Here is a 17,825-nt window from a genome sequence, read left to right on the forward strand (position 1 = left end):
CCGGGCTCAGGGAACCCGGCGCAGCGTCCGACGGCCGGCCAGCAGCGCCGTCCCCCCGAGCAGGATCGCCAGCGCCGCCCCCGCCACCAGCAGACTGATCCATCCCGGCCACGACGGCAGCGGCAGCGGCGGCGGGTGCAGCCCGGAGAGCGGCAGCGCCCAGCCGGTCGCCGCCCACCCCGCCAGCCCGATCACCAGCCCGGCCGGCACCGCCGCCAGGGCCAGCATCGGGTACGACCAGAGCGCCGCCCGGCGCACCGCCGCCCGGGACAGCCCCTGGGCCCGCAACGCGGACAGGTCCTCCACCTGCCGCTCGCGTCCCGCCGCGGCGGTGAGCACCAGGACCCCGGCGGCCAGCAGCGCCACCAGCACCCCGACCACCGCGGCGTAGCCGAGCGCGACGGCCGGGCCCTGCCGGGCGAGGCGGGCGGCGAGCTGCGTGGACCGGAGATCCCCGGTGATCGTGAGGCCCTGCGCGGTGAGCCGGTCCACCATGTCGGCCGGCGCCCTCGGCGACAGCCACACCTGGCCGCTCGGGGTGGGCGCCCCGTCGGTGGCGATCCGGTCGGCATACTCCAGATCGACCATCAGCGCGGGCCCGCCGGCCTGCGGGATCGCGGGCAGCCGCCCGGCGACGGCCACCCGCGCCGGGCGGTAGTCGAGACCGGTCACCGCCCCGGGCACGAACGTTCCGGTCGCCACCGCCGGCAGCGGCCACGGGGTGATCACCGGCTGCACCAGGATGCCTTCGGGCACCCGGTCCAGGTCGGTCACCTCGATGCGCAGCCCGTCCGGCCCGGCGGCGACCTGGCCGCCCTGGCTGATCCGCCACCCCGCCGGGTCGGTCCCGCCCAGGCCGTGCAGGGTGAGCGTCCCCCGCACGCCGAGCGAGTTCGACCCGCTCACGTGCAGCGCGTTGAGCCGGCAGCCGTTCTTCTGGCATTGCGGCGCCGGGTACTTGTAGGTATGGCGCCCCGGCTGGGCCACCCCCATCGGCGCGACCACGTCCGGCCCGCTCCCGTCCATCGGGGACAGCACGGCGTCCACACTCACCTGCCGGCCCGGCCCGAATCCCTCGGCGCTCAGCTCCATGGTGAACTCGGCCGTGCGCGGTGTCACGACGGGTTCCGGCGCCGCCTGCCGGAGAAGATCGGCGACTTGCCGGTACGGCGTCCCACCCGGCCAGTTCGCCACGGCCGCCAGCCGCGTGGTGTCCACGGCCAGCACCGGCGGCTGACCGGGGCGCTGCGAGACGGCGACCGCGGCCATCGCGACCCGGGCGCCCGGGTCGGCCCGGGCCACGGCGGCGATCAGCTGGGCGCGGCCGACCGGGGCGACCGACAGCACCCGGTCCGCACCGACACCCAGGTCGGCCTGGATCCGGCGGCTGTGCGCGGCCACGTCGGAGGCGGCGACCATGTACGCGCTGACCGCCACCGCCGCCATGAGCAGCGCGAGCACCCGCCCGGTCGCCCCGCGCCGCGCCAGCAGCAGCCAGGTCAGGCCGGCCCCGAGCCGGCCGCGGCCCAGCGCGCGGTGCCCGGAGCGGGCGGTGAGCGGCCGCAGCGACCGTGCCACCAGCAGCGCGAGCGCGAGCATGACCAGCGCCGGCGCGGCCGAGCCGACCCCGACCAGGTCGCCGCCGCCGACGGCGAGTTGCACGACGGCGCCGGCGGCCAGCGCGACGATCAGGATGTCGATCGCGATGCCGGCCCAGCGTCCGGGCGTCGGGGTGCGGCGCAGCAGCTCGCTGACCGGGCGCAGCATCGTGACGCCCTGGGCCAGGAGCACGGCGAGGATCGCGGCGGCCGCGGCCAGCGGTGCGTACTTCAGCGAGTCCGGGTGCGGGTCGGCGCCGACGCCGGGCCAGCGGACCGCGACCACGGCGTCGACCAGCAGCTGCCCGGCGAGGGCCCCCGCGACGGTGCCGGCGAGCACGGCGACCAGGCTTTCCCCGGCCGCCAGCAGCCAGCGGTGCGGTTGCCGCGCACCGCGCAGCGCGATCACCGCGGTCTCCGGGCGGCGGACCTCGGCGCCGGCCGCGACGGCCAGCAGGATGGCCAGGCAGGCGAGCACGACCAGGGCGACCGCGGGCACGGGCACGATCCGGCGGGCGGTGGTGTGTCCCTCGTCGATGCGGGCCAGCAACTGCGGGATCCCGGTCTGCAGCTTCAGGCTGTCGGTGCCGACGTCCAGGCCGGCGCCCATGTCGGCGATGCCGGCTTGCAGCCGGGTGAGAGCCTCGCGCAGGGCGGGCAGCCGGTCGGCGTCGAGCGCGCCGGGCCCGGCGTACCCGTCGACGCTGAGTTCGACCTTGCCGCGGTTCATCAGGTCGAAGGTGGTCTGCCCGGTGAACGCGGGCTCGCCTGCATGGGTGCCGGTGGTGGACTCCTCCGGGGCGAAGTAGCCGTGCTCACCCCAGTAGATCTCGCCCGGGTCCGCCGGCCGGTAGACGCCGGCGAGGAAGAAGCGCTTGGGTTCCCCGTCCAGGATGTACGCCATCACCTGCGGGTCGTTGTTGTAGTAGGCGTACGTGAGCTCCACCGACTGCCCCACGGTCAGCTCGAGCCGTTTCGCCATCTGCTCCCCGATCACCAGGTCGCCCTCGCCGAGCAGGCAGCGACCGGCGACGATGACCAGGTGCGCGCAGACGTCCTGCCGATGCACCAGGCGGGTCCGGAAGCGGACGTCCGGTTCCAGGCCCACGGCCGACAGCTCGGCCGCGTACGCGTACTCGAACCCGGGCAGCTCGGCCACCCCGGCCGCGGTCGTGGCGATGTCGATGCCGCCGGTCGCGCTGCTGCCGCCGTCCTCCCGGCGGTCCCGGTCGACGGCCCGGATGCTCATCTCCTTCTCGCCCCGGTCGGCCTGGGCGACCTGCCCGGCGGCCACCACCCGGTCGGCGGCGCGCAGGTACGCGGGCGCCGCCACGGCGGGGGCGACGGCGAACGCGGCGAGCACGGCGAGCACGATGGCCGGTCCGCGCCGGGCCCACACCATCGTGAGGATCAGCGAGATCATCGGTCGGCCCGGCCTTCGCGGTAGGAGTCGGGGTTTCTGCCGGACACGGCGATCAGCCAGGCCAGCGCGGCCAGGCAGATCATGGCGGCCAGGCCGGAGACCAGGAGCGCCGCCCAGCCGAGCACGCCGGGCGGGGCCAGCAGCCGCCACCCGTCGACGAAGAGCGAGTCCGGCTCGCCGGCCAGGCGCCGGGACGCCAGCGCGGCCAGCACCCCGGGCAGCACCGCACCGATGACCAGCGCGAACGGGCCGAGGTAGCGGGTCGCGGCGAGCGTCCGCGCGGACACCCCCTGCACGCGCAGGGCGGCCGCCGCGGCGCGCTGCGGCCCGCGGTCGACGGAGGCCGCCACCGCCGTCGCGGCGGCCGCGGTGAGCAGCGCGATCACCGCGCAGAACACCGGGAACCAGCCGGCCGGCGCGGTGCCCCGGCCCACGGTGCGGGAGGCCCGGCCGGCGGCGGTCTCGTCGGCGAGCACGGTCAGCCCGGCCTCCTTGAGGCGGTCGACGACGGCGGCGGGCGCGCCGGCGGTCAGCCACACCTGGGTGACCCCGGTCGGGTCGGCCTCCCCGGCGAGCCGGCGCAACGCGTCGAAGTCGGTCAGCAGCCCGCCCGCGCCGAGCACCGGCAGAACCGGGGCCACGGCGGTGACCCGGGCAGGGACCTGCCCGGCGCCGGTCACGGTCAGCGCCGCCTCGCCGTACCGCCACGGCACCGGCGCCGGCCCGGCCAGCGTCACCGGCAGCGGCAGGGCGGTGTCGACGGCGTAGAGCCGGTCGCTCTCGGTGCGGGCCGAGCCCCGGGCCGGGCCGACGGCCAGCCCGTCCCGGGTGCCGGACAGCTCCAGGCCGCCGTCGCCGGACACGGTGCGCCAGCGGGTCGTGTCGGTCAGCCGGTCCGTGCCGAGCAGCTCGGCGTCCGGGCCGCGCTGGGCCAGCGAGCGCAGCGTGAGGGGTTTCCTGGTCGGCTTGCCGTCCGGCCCGAGCTGGGTGGGGATCTGCCAGCGGACGAGGCGGCAGCCGCCGTCACAGTCGCCGGCGGCGACCGGCTCGGTGACGGTCTGCTCGACGGCCCGGGAGAGCACGAAGGTGACCTTGACCCGGCTGCCCGTGCGGTTGTTCTGCAGGATCACGTCGACGGCGGACGGCATGCCGCGGTCGTTGCGCACCTGCAGGACGAGCTCGCGGCCGGTGACCGGCGGGACCGGTTCGCTCTCGGCGGGCGGCTGGGGGCGCGGCCCGTACTCCGGGCGCCAGGCGGCGACGGCGGCGAGCCGCCGGGTGTCGACCGCGAGCACCTGTGGTGCGCCGGCCCGGTCGACGGCGGCGGCCATCGCGTACCGGCCCTGCGGGTCGGCGGTCGCGACCGCCTGCTTCAGCGTCGTCCAGCTCGGCGCGCTGACCGTCAGCACCCGGGCCGCGCCCAGCTCGGAGAGCGCACGCTCGGTCTGCGCCTCCCGGTCCGCCGTGGTCTGGCCGGCCGTGGTGACCAGGATCGTGACCGCGACCGCGAGCAGCGCGAAGACCCGGTCCATCCCGGCCAGCCGGGACATCCGGACCGCGGTGAGACCGGACCGCAGCCGCCCGCCGCGCAGCGCGGCCGAGCCGCCCCGGTCGGCGGCGCGGATCAGCACCCTGGCCAGCAGCACGACCACCGCGACGGCGACAGCGGTCGGGGCGAGCGCGCCGATGCCGGCGTCCGGGCTGCCGGACCGGGCCTGGTAGGCCGCCGCGACAGCGACCGCGACGAGCAGCACGTCGGCGAGCAGCGCGGCGATGCCACCCCGGGTCGCCGGCACCTCACGTTGCAGGGCGACCACCGGCGTACGGATCAGCAGCAGATCGGACGCCGCGAGAGTGACCAGCGCGACGACCGGCACCACCGCGGCCGCCGCGACCGACCAGGCGGCCGTGGCCGGCGTCCCGGGGCCGGCCAGCAGCCGCCCGGCGGCGAGCCCGGCGGCCGCGCCGAGCAGGCCACCGGCGAGCAACGGCGCGAGATGCTGCCCGGAGAGCAGGGTGATCAGCCGCCGCCGGTTGCCGCCGCGCATCTTGAGCAGCGCGGCGTCGCGTCGCCGGTCCCGGGCCGTGTACCGGCCGGCCAGCGCGATCGCGTACCACCCCAGCAGCAGCACCGGGACGGCGGCGAGCAGCACGGCCCGCAGGAGCCGTGCGCCGGCGCCGGACAGGTCCGCGCGCAGCGCCGCCGTCGGGTCGACGACCTCGCCGAGCGTGCCGGCCCGGGCCACGGCCTCGCCCAGGTCGTACCCACCGTCGCCGCGCAGCAGCGGCACCGGGACCTCGGCGGACCAGGTGAAGACCGGCTTGCCCAGCGGGGTGCCGGTGAACGTCGCGGCGACCGTGTAGATCGGGTCGAGGCCGCTCTCCACCCGGAACAGCTCGTCGGCCCAGTAGCCGGTGGACGGGTCGGTGATCGCGTAGATGCCGGTGACCCGCATCGCGATCTTCGGGGCGGCCGGGGTGGACTGCACGGCGATCGGGTCGCCGGGGCCCACCCCGAGCCGGCCGGCGACCGCCTCGGTCAGCGCCGCGTCGCCGGCCGCGGCCGGGCACCGGCCGGCGGCGAGGGTGACGTGCTCGCAGAAGCCGTCGCGGTAGTCGACGTTGACGTGGTCGGCGACGCCGGTCGCGTCGGTGACGCTCATCGGCCGGGCGAGCCCGGTGACGCCCTCGGCGCCGGGCATCGGCAGCGTGCGCCGCACCGACTCGCCGAAGGCGGCCAGCGCCCCGGCCGGGTCACCGCCGGTGTCGCTGTCCGCGTGCACGACGACCGTGCGCTGGGCGGCCGGGATCGACTCGGCCGCGGTCACCGCGCCGCGAGCGGCCGCGGTCACCGCGAACCACGGCACCGCCGCGGCGATCGCGGCCGGCAACGCGGTCAGCACCAGCAATGTGCAGGCCTGCGCGGCCCGTGAGCGCACGGCGCCCCAGAGGATCGTGAACATGCCCCCGCCTCACCCCCTGGGGCACAGCTTCACGCCCGCGCGCCCGAAAGGCACGCCCCGGCCGTCAGACCGTTATCCCTCTGATATGGACAGCGCCACCGTACGGAAGCCCAGGTTGCCCGTCGACGAGTCGGGGGTGTTCGACGAGCGGGCCGCGTTGCGGTACCGATTGCAGTAGGAGTCGTGGCACAGATACGACCCGCCGCGGATGGCCCGGGCCGTCCCCAGCGCGGGTCCGCGCGGGTCGTCGACCGGCGACTGGGCGTAGTAGCGCGGCGAGAACCAGTCCGCGCACCACTCCCACACGTTGCCGACGCTCTGGTAGAGGCCGTAGTCGTTGGGGGCGAACGACCGGACCGGCGCCGTGGTGATCCAGCCGTCGGCGCCGGTGTTGGTCTCCGGGAACTGCCCCTGCCAGATGTTGCACGCCCACCCGGCCCCCGGCAGCTCGTCGCCCCACGGATAGCGCAGGCCGGCCCGGCCGCCGCGGGCCGCGCACTCCCACTGCGCCTCGCTGGGCAGCCGCCGGCCCGCCCAGGCGCAGTAGGCCTGCGCGTCGTTCCAGCTGACGTGCACGACCGGGTGATCATTCTCGGCCGCCGACGAGGGTCCTCCGGGGTGCGCCCAGTCGGCTCCCTCGACGCCGAGCCACCACGGGGTGCCGGCCATCCGCCCGGCCACCCGTTCCGGGTCGGTCACCGCGAGGTGGAACACGGCGGACCAGCCGTACTGCTCGGCGTCCGTGCGGAACCCTGTCGCCTCGACGAACGCCCGGAAGTCCGCGACGGTCACCGCCGTGGCATCGATGTCGAAGGCCTGCACCCGTACGCGATGAACAGGCCCTTCCCCGTCGGCGGGATGACCGTCGCCGTGCGCGTCGCCCATCAGGAAATCCTGATCGGGAACGGTCACCTGCGGCACGTGGTGAGTCCCGGTCCCGCGCTCGCCGAGCACGAGCGGGGCGGCGGGCCGGTCCGGCGACGGGGTGCAGCAACTCATGGTCGATACGATAGGTCGTCGAGGCCGCTCAACGTCGGATCGTGGTCCACCGCGCCGACCGGGTACATCGACGTCATCCAGTGGTAGAAGCGGTCGTCCCGCTCGACCAGCAGGGTGTAGAGGCGGTGCAGCATCCGCTCGCGGACCGGCGCCAGCTCCGGGTGGTGGTAGATGTTGAGCAGCTCGTCCGGGTCGCGCAGCAGGTCGTAGAGCTCGTTCGTCGACTCCGGATTGACGACCAGCTTGTAACGGTCCTCGCGGAGCATCCGCTGCGGGTAGGGGAAGTGGTGGCCGTGGAACTCGCAGACGATGTCCGGCTGCCAGTCCGGGTTCTCCCCGGTGACCAGCGGGACCAGGCTGCGCGAGTCGACGGCCGGCGCCGGGTCCACGCCGGCCAGGTCCAGGATGGTGGCGGTGCAGTCGAGCAGGCTCACGAACTCGTCGCGGACCTGCGGATCCGCGCCCGGGATCCGGACGATGCCGGGGGTGCGGTAGATGTCCTCGTACATCGCCGGGCCCTTGTCGTGCAGCCGGTGCGAGCCGGTGAACTCGCCGTGGTCGCAGGTGAAGAACACCGTGGTGTCCTGGCTGAGCCCCAGCTCGTCGGCCGCGTCGAGGATCCGCCCGATCTCGTGGTCGATCATCGAGACGTAACCCCAGTACACCGCGATCAGCTTGCGGGTGACCTCGATCGGCATCGAGTCGAACGTCCAGTGCGCGCTGTAGTTGCGCTGCACCGGCGGCTTGCCCTCGAACGTCTCCGCGATCGACTTCGGCAGCTCCACGACGGCCGGGTCGATCAGGTCGAAGTACTCGTCGGGCACGATGTAGGGCAGGTGCGGCCCGAAGAAGTGGGTGGCGAGGTAGAACGGCTTCCCGTCCGCCGCGTACCGCTGGAGCAGCTCGATCGTCCGGGTCGCGAGGTAGTGCTCGAACGTCGCTTCCAAGGGCTGGTTCAGGCGGGCCGCGAGCAGGTTCCCCGGGCCGCCGTTGGGCAGCGTCCCCCGGATCCGGTCGTGGATCTCGTACGGCGGGAGGTCGTGCTCCTTCAGGTAGCCGAGATAGTCCGGGTGGTCGACAGGGTTGTGCCACCCCGGCAGGTGCGGCCCGTCGAAACCGTAGTCCGCCGGGGTGTTGGCCGTGCTGGCGTGCCATTTGCCGAGCAGTCCGCAGTTGTAGCCGCGGTCCTTGAGCGCGAGCCCGAACGTGAACGCGTCCTCCGGCAGGTCCTCCTGGTAACCGACGTTGCGCTCCTGGTTGGCGAGCACCTTGTGGCGGAACGGGGCCTGCCCGGTGAGCAGGCTGGCCCGTGCCGGCGTGCAGATGGCGGTCGGGGTGTACCACCTGTCGAACCGGGTGCCGGTGGCGGCGAGCCGGTCCAGGTTCGGGGTGCGCACGTGCGGGTTGCCGTACGCGCCGAGCGTGTCGACCCGGTGCTGGTCGGTCATCAGGAAGAGGAAGTTCACTTCTTGAAGCCCTCGCCGGAGTAGTAGGTCGACGGGTCCGGGTTGGACGGCAGCTTGCCGGCGCCCACGAAGTAGTCGCCCATCGCGGACAGCCACTTGGTGATCGTCCCGTCGGCGGTGTAGCCGTCCAGGGTCTTCGCGTCGAGCATCTCGCTGTTCGCCGCGTCCGCCTTCACGACGTCCACGGGCTGCTTGTTGAGCTTCGCGACCAGCGCGATCGTCTCGTCCGGGTGCGCCGCCCGGTAGTCCATGGCCTCCCGCAGCACCTGGATCACCTTGGTGTTCTTGTCCGCGGCGACCTCGTTGCGGCCGACGAACGCGGTCGGGAACGCCATGGTGTCGGCGAAGTCCGAGTCCTTGGCCAGCTCGACCAGGTTCGGCTGCTTGGTCTTGATGGTGCCGATCGCCGGGTACCAGAAGCCGGCCGCGTCGATCTGGCCCGCGCCGAACGCGGTGACGATGGTGGCAGCGTCCATCGGGGTGCGCTTGATGTCGTCACTGGTCAGCCCGGCCTTCTTCAGCGCCAGGGTGAGGATCATGTCGCCCGAGGTGCCCTCCGGGACGCCGACCTTCTTGCCCTTGAGCTGGCTCAGGTCGGTGATGCCGGGCTGCGCGATCACCCGGTCGGCGTTGCCCAGCGAGTTCAGCGCGATGATCTTGGCTTTGCCGGAGGCGGGCAGCCAGGCCGCGCCCGGGCCGATGTAGCCGTAGTCGAGGTCACCGGACTGCATCGCGGTGATCTGCAGCGGGCCGTTGGTGAACACCTTGGCGGAGACCTCGAGGCCGTGCTTGGCCCACAGCTTCTGGTCGTCCGCGACGGCCAGCAGGCTCGCCCCGTTGAAATCGGCTATATAGCCGAAGCTCACCTTTTCCGATGATTTTTCGCCTGCGGAATCGCCGCAGCCGGCGAGCAAGGTCAGCGCGGCGAGCGCCGCGATCAGCTTCTTCACGGGACCAACTCCTGATGGTGAACTGCGCTCCACACGCGATTGCGGAGGGCGGCGAATTCGGGACTGAGACGAACCTGCTCGGTACGGGGGTAGGGCAGCCGCACGTCGACGATCCGGTCGATGCGTCCCGGCCGCGCGGCCATCACGACCACCCGGTTCGCCAGGAAGACCGCCTCGTCGACGTCGTGCGTGATGAACAGGACGGTGCGCTTCTCCTGCTCCCAGGTGGCGAGCAACTGCTCCTGGAGACGGACCCGGGTCATCGCGTCGACAGCGCCGAACGGCTCGTCCATCAGCAGGATCGACGGGTTCACCGCGTACGCGCGGGCGATCGCCACCCGCTGCTTCATGCCGCCGGACAGCGTCTTGGGCAGCGCGTCGGCGAACCGTTCCAGCCCGACGAGCTCGATGAAGTGCTCAGCGATCCGGGTGCGCTCGGCGCGCGGCACCCCCTTCTCGCGCAGGCCGAACTCGACGTTCTTGCGGACGGTCAGCCACGGGAACAACGCGTACTGCTGGAAGATCACCCCGCGGTCGGGGCCGGGGCCGGTCACCGGGGCGCCGTCGACCAGGACCTGCCCGCTCGTCGGGGTCTCCAGGCCGGCCAGGATGTTCATCAGCGTGGTCTTGCCGCAGCCGGACGGCCCGACGACGGTGACGAACTCGTTGTCACCGATCTCCAGGTCGACCCCGCCGAGCGCGACGAACTCCGCGCTCGGCACGGGGAAGGTCTTGCGGACGTTCCGAAGAGAGATCATCGGGTCTCCTGCCAGGACGTGAGGCGGCGTTCGGCAAGCAGCAGGAGCCGGTCCATGATCAGGCCGAGCACGCCGATGCTGATCAGCCCGACGAAGATCGTCGGCAGGTCGTAGTAGAGCTGCGCGCTCTGCATCCGGTACCCGAGGCCCTGCTGCGCGGCGATCAGCTCGGCGGCGACCAGCGTGGCCCACGACGAGCCGAGCCCGATGCGCATCCCGACCAGGATGAACGGCGACGACGCCGGGATCACCACGCGGGCGAAGATGGTGTGGTCCCGGGCGCCGAGCACGCGGGCCGCGTTGATCAGCGTCCGGTCCACGCTGACCACCCCCTGCAGGGTCGCGATCACGCAGGACAGGAACGACGCCAGGAAGATCACGAAGATCTTCGGGGTCTCCTCGATGCCCATCAGCACGATCGCCAGGGGGATCAGCGCGAGCGGCGGGATCGTCCGGAAGAACTGGATCCACGGCTCGATCAGCGCGCGTACCGGCGGATACCACCCCATCAGGAAGCCGACCGGCACGGCCGCGAGCACCCCGAGCAGGAACCCGGCGAGCACCCGTCGCACGCTCGCCAGGATGTCGCCACCCAGCGTGCCGTCCTTGATCAGGTCGATCCCGCGGCTCAGCACCACCGGCGGCGACGGGATGTCCAGCCCGGAAGCCGACAGCGCCCACCACCCCCCGATCCCCGCCAGGATCGAGACCACATTCAGAGCCGATTGGGGTACGGCCCTGCGCCGCCCGCCCCGCGAAGGCGCCGCCGTGGGCACCTCGGTGTCCGCCTCCACCACGGTCATGCCGCGCTCCCGTCGAGATTCGAATAGCCGGCCAGCAGCGGTGACTGCCGGTAGAGAGCGGCGACCGCCCCGCGCGCCCCGTCGTCGTCACCGAGCCGCGCGGCCCGCACCACCGGCCGCGGCTCCCCGCCGTCGCGCCGGCCGGCCCCCGCCACGTCGTGCCCCGGCGGCACCCGCTCCACGGCCACCACCCCGGCCGCCCGGTCCACGATCACCGGTGCCGCCCGGGACAGGTCACCACCGATCACGATCAGTTCCGGGTCCAGGACCAGGGCGGCCGCGGCCAGGACCCGCCCGACCGCGTCGCCGATCCGTTCCAGGGCGGCCGCCACGCCCGGCTCGTCGCGGCGCGCGGCCAGCTCGTCCAGGCTGTGCACCCCGGCCACGGCCAGCGCCGGGCCGATCGCGGCCACCGTCTCCAGGCAGCCGCGCTTGCCGCACCGGCACGGCGCGCCACCCGGCACGGCCGGCACGTGGCCGAACTCGCCGGCCGCTCCCCCGGCGCCCTCGACCAGCCGGCCGCCGACGATCAGGCCACCACCGATGCCGGCCGACAGGCGGATGTAGAGCACGTCGCGCGCGTCGGTCATGCCGGCCTCGGCGAGCGCCGCGAACCGGGTGTTGTTGTCCACGATCACCGGCGCGCGCAGCGTCTCGGTGAACGCGGCACGGACGTCGGCACGCGCTGTCCCGGCCGGGTACGGGCCGGTCACGCCGACCCCGATGCCCTGCAGCGCGGAGAGGTTGATGCCCTGCTCGCGGCCGAGCCCGTCGATCAGGGCCAGCCCGGCGCGGATGCGGGCGGGCAGGGACGTCGTCGCGGCGTACGGGGTGACTCCGCTCGCGATGATCTCGTGCGCCGCGTCGGTGACCACCGCCCGTACCCGGGAATGCCCCAGATCGACGCCGAGGAACTGCCCGGACCGGGGGTCGAGGGCCAGCAGCTCGGCCGGGCGCCCACTGCCCGCCCGCCGGTGCGCGTCGGTCGTCACCTTCACGATCGCGCCGCGGCCGAGCAGGTCACCGGTGATCTCGGAAAGGGTGGTGCGCGACAGGCCCGAGCGGGCCGCGATCTGGGCCCGGCTCAGGGTTCCGTGCTCGCGCAGGATGGCCAGGACGCGCTCCTCGTGAGCGCGTCTGACCAGCGCATGGACGCCTACTGTCACCGACACGCGGCAACCGTAGGCACCCGGTGATTTTTCCGTCAACGATCCGGCAGAATTATCTCTGCAAAACCAGTAGGAAAACTTCCTCGCGTGGTTCCGCAGGCCCGCGGCCGGATCAGGAGAACCGCGGGATGACCTCCTCGGCGATCGCCTGCATCGGCGCGTGGTCGTAGGCCACCCGCGGGATGTAGAGGATCACGTAGTCCGCCCCGGCCTCGGCGATCCGCTCGACCTGTTCACGAACCTCGGCCACGCCGGTGCCCTCCGCCACGTTGAGGCTGGTCGACTTCGCGATCCGGTCGTAGTCCGTGCCCTGCTCGTCACAGTGCCGCCGCAGCACCGCGAGCTTCTGCGCGATCAGCTCCGGGTCACCGCCGCCCACGTTGCACCCGTCCGCGTACTTCGCGACCAGCTTCAGCGTCACCTTCTCGCCACCGCCGCCCAGCCACAGGTCGGGTTTGCGGCCCCCGGCGCCCTTCGGCTCGTTGATCGGCCCGTCGACCCGGTAGTGCCGGCCCTCGAAGACCGGCTTCTCCTCGGTCCACATCCGGTGCACGATCTCCACCGCCTCACGGAAGGCGCGCATCCGCTCCGGCACGTCGGCCCACTCGTACCCGTAGGCCTTCCACTCCTGCTCGTACCACCCCGCCCCCAGCCCGGCGTAGAGCCGCCCGTGACTGGCCACGTCCACGGTCGAGGCGATCTTCGCGAACAGCGACGGCTGCCGGTACCCGTTGCACCCCACCATCTGCCCGATCTTCACGCGGCTCGTGTCCCGCGCCAGGGTCGAGCTCACCGTCCACGCCTCGAACGTCGTGTTGATCGTCGGCTCCGGAACGGTGTGGAAGTGGTCGTACACCCACACGGAGTCCCACGGCCCGGCGTCCGCCAGCTTCGCCACCGCGGTCATCGCCTCGTACTGCTCCACCGGATCGTCGATCTCGACCAGGTCCATCCGCCAGCCCTGCGGCACGAAAAGCCCGAACTTGATGCTCATGCAGCCAACCTATCGAGAAGATCAACCTTCCGCCGGGCCGACCAGCATGCCGGCTCCCCCGCCGCACGGCCGTCCCGCGGATCTTCCCACACAGCCGCCCCGCGGATCTCGCACCGCCGCTTGCCGATCTTGCCGCGCGGTGGCCTGGGCGTGCCGGGTGCGATGGTGGCGAACGTTGCGGATCCGCCACCATCGCCTCTCGATCCGCTCAGTTGCACCGCATCCAGGAGAAGTGGTAGATCGTCTCGATGCTGCCGTCGGTGGAGTCCATCGTCAGGTAGCTGACGTCGGTCGACGTGCCCTTGGTGACCCGCAGCTCAGTGTTGATGTTGAGGTTGCGCTGTTCGCCGCAGGGGCGGAAGACCTGCGACGCGATCGGCACCTGGTCCGTGGCGATCCAGTTGTCGTCCAACGGCGCGCTGATCGCGTGGTTGGCGTAACTGCCGGTCGACATGCCCTGGAAGTAGTAGTTCGCCCGCTGCTGGGCGACCGCACCCCGCTGGAGATATCCATAGCCGCGGTAATCCACCTTGGCGATCGCGAAGGTGAACCCGGCCGGGGCGTGGACCAGCACGTTCAGCTGGCAATTCTTGCGGTTCTCGGTGACCGCGACGTTCGGGCCCGCCTGCGCCAGATAGGCGCTGTAGATCGCGGTGAACGCGGAGTTGTCCGGCGAGATCGCCACGTCGGCGGTGCCCGGCGAACAGCCCGAGCCTGCCATCGCGACCAACTCGATGGACATCTCACCGGGCGGCGGCGGGTCGACGACGACGATGATCGCGGAGGCCGGCGTCGTGATGAGCAGCGACGACGCGAGAAGCGCCAGCACCGCGCATACGCGAGTTAACAACCTTTTCATTTTCATCCTTCCAGGGTCGGTGGCAGACGGGCTCAAGCTATTGATGAGCTTCAATAGAAGTCAACCGTGGATCTGGATTTGAAGGGCTTCTTGATGCGAGGAGAAAAAGAGGAGAGCCGGGCATCAATCCGGCAAAAGCCGCGTACACGCCGAGTATTTAAGCGTTACGTTCCGTTTCGACCGATATTCCTCGCCGGCCGCGACCGCACGTGAAGATCCAGATTCAATTCATCCTTGTAAATACCTCTCGTGCACCACTACGGTGGGCGCGAATGCGATGGCCGCCGTTCTGGAACAATTCCAGATTCCCCTGCCGCGGCACCCGATAAAGCCACGCCCATTCCCCGGAGGACCTCCATGAAAAACCTCAATCGCGTGATGGCGGCCGTGCTGACCACGGCCCTGGCGCTCCCCCTCGGCACCCCCGCCGACGCCGCGACCGGCACCGCCTCGGCCGCACCGGCGATCACCGTCGAGGTGATCGCCAGCAGCGGCTCCGGTTGCGCCCCGGGCACCGCCTCGGTCGTGAGCAACGGCGACAACACCGGGTTCCGGGTCAAGTACCGGGACTTCCTCGCCGAGGCCGGCGGCAGCGCGGGCGTCGTCGACCGGCGCAAGAACTGCCAGCTCGGCGTCCTGGTGACCATCCCGGACGGCTGGACCATCGCGATCGCCTCCGCCAACTACCGCGGAAAGGCCGGCCTGCTCTCCGGTGCGAACGCCCTGCAGCGCACCAGCTACTACTGGCAGGGCTCCTCCGCCACCGAGCGCAAGGACGCGACGTTCGCCGGGCCCCTCTACGGCCTCTGGACCACCTGGGACGTCGCGCCCGTGCTCACCTACGCGGCATGCGGCTCGCAGAGCGTCCTCAACATCAACACCGAGCTACGGGTGGATCCCGGCACCTCGACCGGCACCAGCCGGATGTCGATGAGCACCACCGAGGGCGACGTGGACACCCTGTTCAACTTCAGCCTCGGCTCCTGCTGAACCGGCGCGCCGCCCGGGCAGGCCTTCACCGGTGCCTCGAAGGACCTGGGCCGTGTCCTGTCGATCACCGGGGGCCACGCCTCGCACCGGGTGATCGGCAGGACGCGGCCCAGAAGCGGCGCCGACCGGCTCGGGACCTCTTCCGGTTGGTGCGCGGGCGTTCGGCTGCGGCGTCCGCGTTCCGCGCCAGACCCTGGACACCGTGCTGAAGTCCCTGCTCGCGGCGCTCCTCGTGCTGTCGCCCGCCCCGTCCTCCGCCTCGCGCCCGGAGGCCCACATCATCCGGCCCGGAGACACCCTCACCGCCATCGCGCGGCAGTACCACGTCACCGTCGGCGACCTGAAAAGCTGGAACAACCTCGACGGTGACCTGCTGCGGCCCGACGGCGCCCTGCGGTTGTCCGATTCCCATCACGTACGGCCCGAGTGGGTCACCTGGTCGGAAACACTCACGGCGGCCGAGGCCAACGGCGACCCGGCCAAGAAGTGCCCCGTCCCGGTGACCGAACTACGGCGGGTCTGGGTGAAGTACCTGGACTTCGACGGGGAGGTCCACAACGGCAGCCTGATCGTCAACCGCTCGATCGTCCCGCAGACCAAGAAGGCGTTCGCCCTGCTCTACGAGTGGCACTTCCCGATCATGGTGATGGAGCCGGTCGCCGTGAACATGCCCGGACTGACCGACCGGACCGTCCTGACCAGTGGCTACGAATGCCGGAACGTGGCCGGGACGACCAAGTGGTCCCAGCACGCCTACGGTCTGGCGATCGACGTCAACCCGCGCCAGAACCCGATGATCCGCGGCGACTACCTCGACCCGCCCCACAGCGAACCCTGGATCCCCCGCGGCCCCTACCGCGCCGGCATGATCCATCCACAGGGCGCGGAGCAGGCCTTCACGACGAACGGCTTCTCCTGGGGCGGCCGCTGGACCTCCCTCAAGGACTACATGCATTTCAGCCCCAACAACCTCTGACCAACCCGCCCGAGCCAGGCACACCCTCCGACGGCCCGGCCCGGCCACGCGCACCCTCCGACAGCCCCACCCGGCCAGGCGAGCTGGGCTCCGGACCGGAGCCACACCCGCTACGCCATCCTAGGAGGCTAGACTGGGTCGATGCGCCAAGGCGGGCGCACCGCTGGAGTCGGCAAGTGGGCCCGGATCAGGAGGGTCAGCGGCGTGGTGAGGGCCTGGGATGCGGATCGACGGCAGGGGGCGGCGCGGAGCACCGGCAAGCGAGGGTGCAAGGGCCGGCCGGCGGCCGCCGGGTGGAGTGAACGTGCATCGAGCGGGCGAACCGCGCCTTACCAATCATGAGGTGCGTCACCTGCGGTTCAGTGAACGGACATGGCCGCTTTTGCCGTGCTTCTCTGCAGCGCTGCAACCGGCAGCCAAGCGCTGACCTGGGAATGCGCTGGATTGACGTGTTCGCGAGAGCGCTCTTCGGAAGTTTCGGGGTCACTGTTGGAACCGCTCTCACAGGAAAACCGCTGGCTGAGCTTAACCGGTTAACAGAAAACGGTCACTTTCCAGCGTATTGAACTCACCGGTAGCCATGGCATGATTTCGGTGCCGGGCCCGGAAGTTGCAGGCACTGCACCCCGGCGGTAAGGAGCGCGCCCCCATGGTTGCCGGCAAGCAACGGGTCACCATCGCGGCCATCGCCGACGCCGCCGGCGTCTCGGTGCCGACCGTCTCCCGCGTGCTCAACGGGCGCTCCGACGTCTCACCGGGGACCCGTGAGCTGATCGAGCGGCTCCTGCGCGAGCACGACTACCGTCCTCGCAACTCTCGGCATTCCGGGCGAGCCCGGCTGATCGACCTGGTCTTCAACGATCTGGACAGTCCCTGGGCGCTGGAGCTGGTGCGCGGTGTGGAGGATGTGACTCACGCGGCCGGTGTCGGCACCGTGGTCTCCCAGGTCCACCGGCGCACCACCGCGACCCGCCAGTGGCTGCAGAACCTGCGGGCCCGGGCCTCCGACGGCGTGGTCTTCGTGACGTCCGACGTGGCCGAGCCGGTGCACAGCGAGCTGCACCGCCTGCGGGTTCCCGTCGTTATCATCGACCCGGCCGGCGGGGCGGCGACCGACGTGCCGACGATCGGGGCGACGAACTGGTCCGGTGGGCGCACGGCCACCGACCACCTGATCGGTCTCGGTCACCGGCGCATCGGGTTCATCGCGGGGCCGAAGGATCTGCTCTGCAGCCGCGCCCGGCTCGACGGGTTCCGCGCGGCGATGGAGGCGGCCGGCGTCCCGGTCGTCCCGAGTCTCATGGAGCAGGGCGACTTCCGCAACGAGTCGGGTTATCTGGCCGGTGGCCGCCTGCTCGACCTTCCGGACAGGCCGACCGCGATCTTCGCGTCCAGCGACCAGATGGCCCTCGGCGTTTACGAGGCGGCCCGTCGCCGCGGCCTGCGCGTGCCGGATGATCTGAGCGTCATCGGCTTCGACGACCTGCCCGATGCGTGCTGGTCCTCTCCCCCGCTGACCACGATCCGGCAGCCGCTCGCCGAGATGGGCTCGCTCGCCGCCCGCACGATCCTCCGCCTGTCCCGCGGCGAGACCATCGAGACCCCGCGCGTCGAGCTGGTCACGAAGCTGATCGTCCGCGAGAGCACGACATCCCTCGCCGAGACCCGACTCCCCACCACCGCCTGACCACCGGAACTCCCTGGTCAATGCCGTAGTGCCCGGAAGCAGCCCCGACCCTCGTCTCCAACAGCACAGCCTCGCGGCCGAGGCCGGCGCGGGCTCACGGGCAAGACCGGCGCGGGCAAGGCCGGCGCGGGCAAGCCGGCGCGGGCAAGGCCGGCGCGGGCAAGCCGGCGCGGGCAAGGCCGGCGCGGGC

At 72.2% G+C, this 17,825-nt stretch carries 13 protein-coding genes; 3 read left to right on the plus strand and 10 right to left on the minus strand.

What is annotated here, in order from left to right; genetic code table 11:
- Positions 1–6 precede the first annotated feature (6 nt).
- The 10 genes from Acy02nite_RS15065 to Acy02nite_RS15110 all read right to left on the minus strand — a co-directional run bounded on the left by Acy02nite_RS15065 (position 7) and on the right by Acy02nite_RS15110 (position 13,982).
- Positions 7–3,021, minus strand: coding sequence for an FtsX-like permease family protein (locus tag Acy02nite_RS15065; RefSeq protein ID WP_203741008.1), 3,015 nt, complete (start codon positions 3,019–3,021; stop codon positions 7–9).
- Positions 3,018–5,984 carry an FtsX-like permease family protein gene (locus Acy02nite_RS15070; RefSeq protein ID WP_203741010.1) on the minus strand — a complete coding sequence of 989 codons (2,967 nt, stop codon included), beginning with the start codon at positions 5,982–5,984 and terminating at the stop codon, positions 3,018–3,020. The genes Acy02nite_RS15065 and Acy02nite_RS15070 overlap by 4 nt, the downstream gene beginning before the upstream one ends.
- A 72-nt stretch (positions 5,985–6,056) precedes the next feature.
- Complete coding sequence (locus Acy02nite_RS15075) at positions 6,057–6,983, minus strand: formylglycine-generating enzyme family protein (RefSeq protein WP_203741012.1); 927 nt, start codon at positions 6,981–6,983, stop codon at positions 6,057–6,059.
- Positions 6,980–8,449: a sulfatase family protein gene (locus tag Acy02nite_RS15080; protein WP_203741014.1), complete on the minus strand. Its 1,470-nt coding sequence runs from the start codon at positions 8,447–8,449 to the stop codon at positions 6,980–6,982. The genes Acy02nite_RS15075 and Acy02nite_RS15080 overlap by 4 nt, the downstream gene beginning before the upstream one ends.
- A complete protein-coding gene (locus Acy02nite_RS15085) occupies positions 8,446–9,399 on the minus strand; it encodes an aliphatic sulfonate ABC transporter substrate-binding protein (protein ID WP_203741016.1) in 954 nt (317 codons plus the stop codon). The genes Acy02nite_RS15080 and Acy02nite_RS15085 overlap by 4 nt, the downstream gene beginning before the upstream one ends.
- Positions 9,396–10,157 (minus strand): ABC transporter ATP-binding protein, encoded by a 762-nt coding sequence (locus tag Acy02nite_RS15090; RefSeq protein ID WP_203741018.1) that lies wholly within the window; start codon positions 10,155–10,157, stop codon positions 9,396–9,398. The genes Acy02nite_RS15085 and Acy02nite_RS15090 overlap by 4 nt, the downstream gene beginning before the upstream one ends.
- Positions 10,154–10,960: an ABC transporter permease gene (locus Acy02nite_RS15095; RefSeq protein WP_203741020.1), complete on the minus strand. Its 807-nt coding sequence runs from the start codon at positions 10,958–10,960 to the stop codon at positions 10,154–10,156. The genes Acy02nite_RS15090 and Acy02nite_RS15095 overlap by 4 nt, the downstream gene beginning before the upstream one ends.
- Complete coding sequence (locus Acy02nite_RS15100) at positions 10,957–12,132, minus strand: ROK family transcriptional regulator (protein ID WP_203741022.1); 1,176 nt, start codon at positions 12,130–12,132, stop codon at positions 10,957–10,959. Before Acy02nite_RS15100 ends, Acy02nite_RS15095 begins: the two co-directional genes overlap by 4 nt.
- 109 nt (positions 12,133–12,241) lie before the next feature.
- On the minus strand, positions 12,242–13,123 hold the full coding sequence (locus Acy02nite_RS15105) for an LLM class F420-dependent oxidoreductase (protein WP_203741024.1): 882 nt from the start codon (positions 13,121–13,123) through the stop codon (positions 12,242–12,244).
- A 208-nt stretch (positions 13,124–13,331) separates the two neighbouring features.
- Entirely contained in the window at positions 13,332–13,982 is a 651-nt protein-coding gene (locus Acy02nite_RS15110; protein WP_203741026.1) for a DUF4360 domain-containing protein, read from the minus strand.
- A gap of 357 nt (positions 13,983–14,339) precedes the next feature.
- Here Acy02nite_RS15110 and Acy02nite_RS15115 point away from each other — a divergent pair, with 357 nt between their 5' ends.
- The 3 genes from Acy02nite_RS15115 (at position 14,340) to Acy02nite_RS15125 (ending at position 17,635) form a co-directional block, all read left to right on the plus strand.
- Entirely contained in the window at positions 14,340–14,972 is a 633-nt protein-coding gene (locus Acy02nite_RS15115; protein WP_239174820.1) for a DUF4360 domain-containing protein, read from the plus strand.
- Positions 14,973–15,174: 202 nt separating this feature from the next.
- Positions 15,175–15,948: a M15 family metallopeptidase gene (locus Acy02nite_RS15120; RefSeq protein ID WP_203741028.1), complete on the plus strand. Its 774-nt coding sequence runs from the start codon at positions 15,175–15,177 to the stop codon at positions 15,946–15,948.
- Positions 15,949–16,597: 649 nt separating this feature from the next.
- Positions 16,598–17,635, plus strand: coding sequence for a LacI family DNA-binding transcriptional regulator (locus Acy02nite_RS15125; RefSeq protein WP_203741030.1), 1,038 nt, complete (start codon positions 16,598–16,600; stop codon positions 17,633–17,635).
- Positions 17,636–17,825 lie beyond the last annotated feature (190 nt).

The sequence above is a fragment of the Actinoplanes cyaneus genome (genome assembly GCF_016862095.1).
Classification (GTDB): Bacteria; Actinomycetota; Actinomycetes; order Mycobacteriales; family Micromonosporaceae; genus Actinoplanes; species Actinoplanes cyaneus.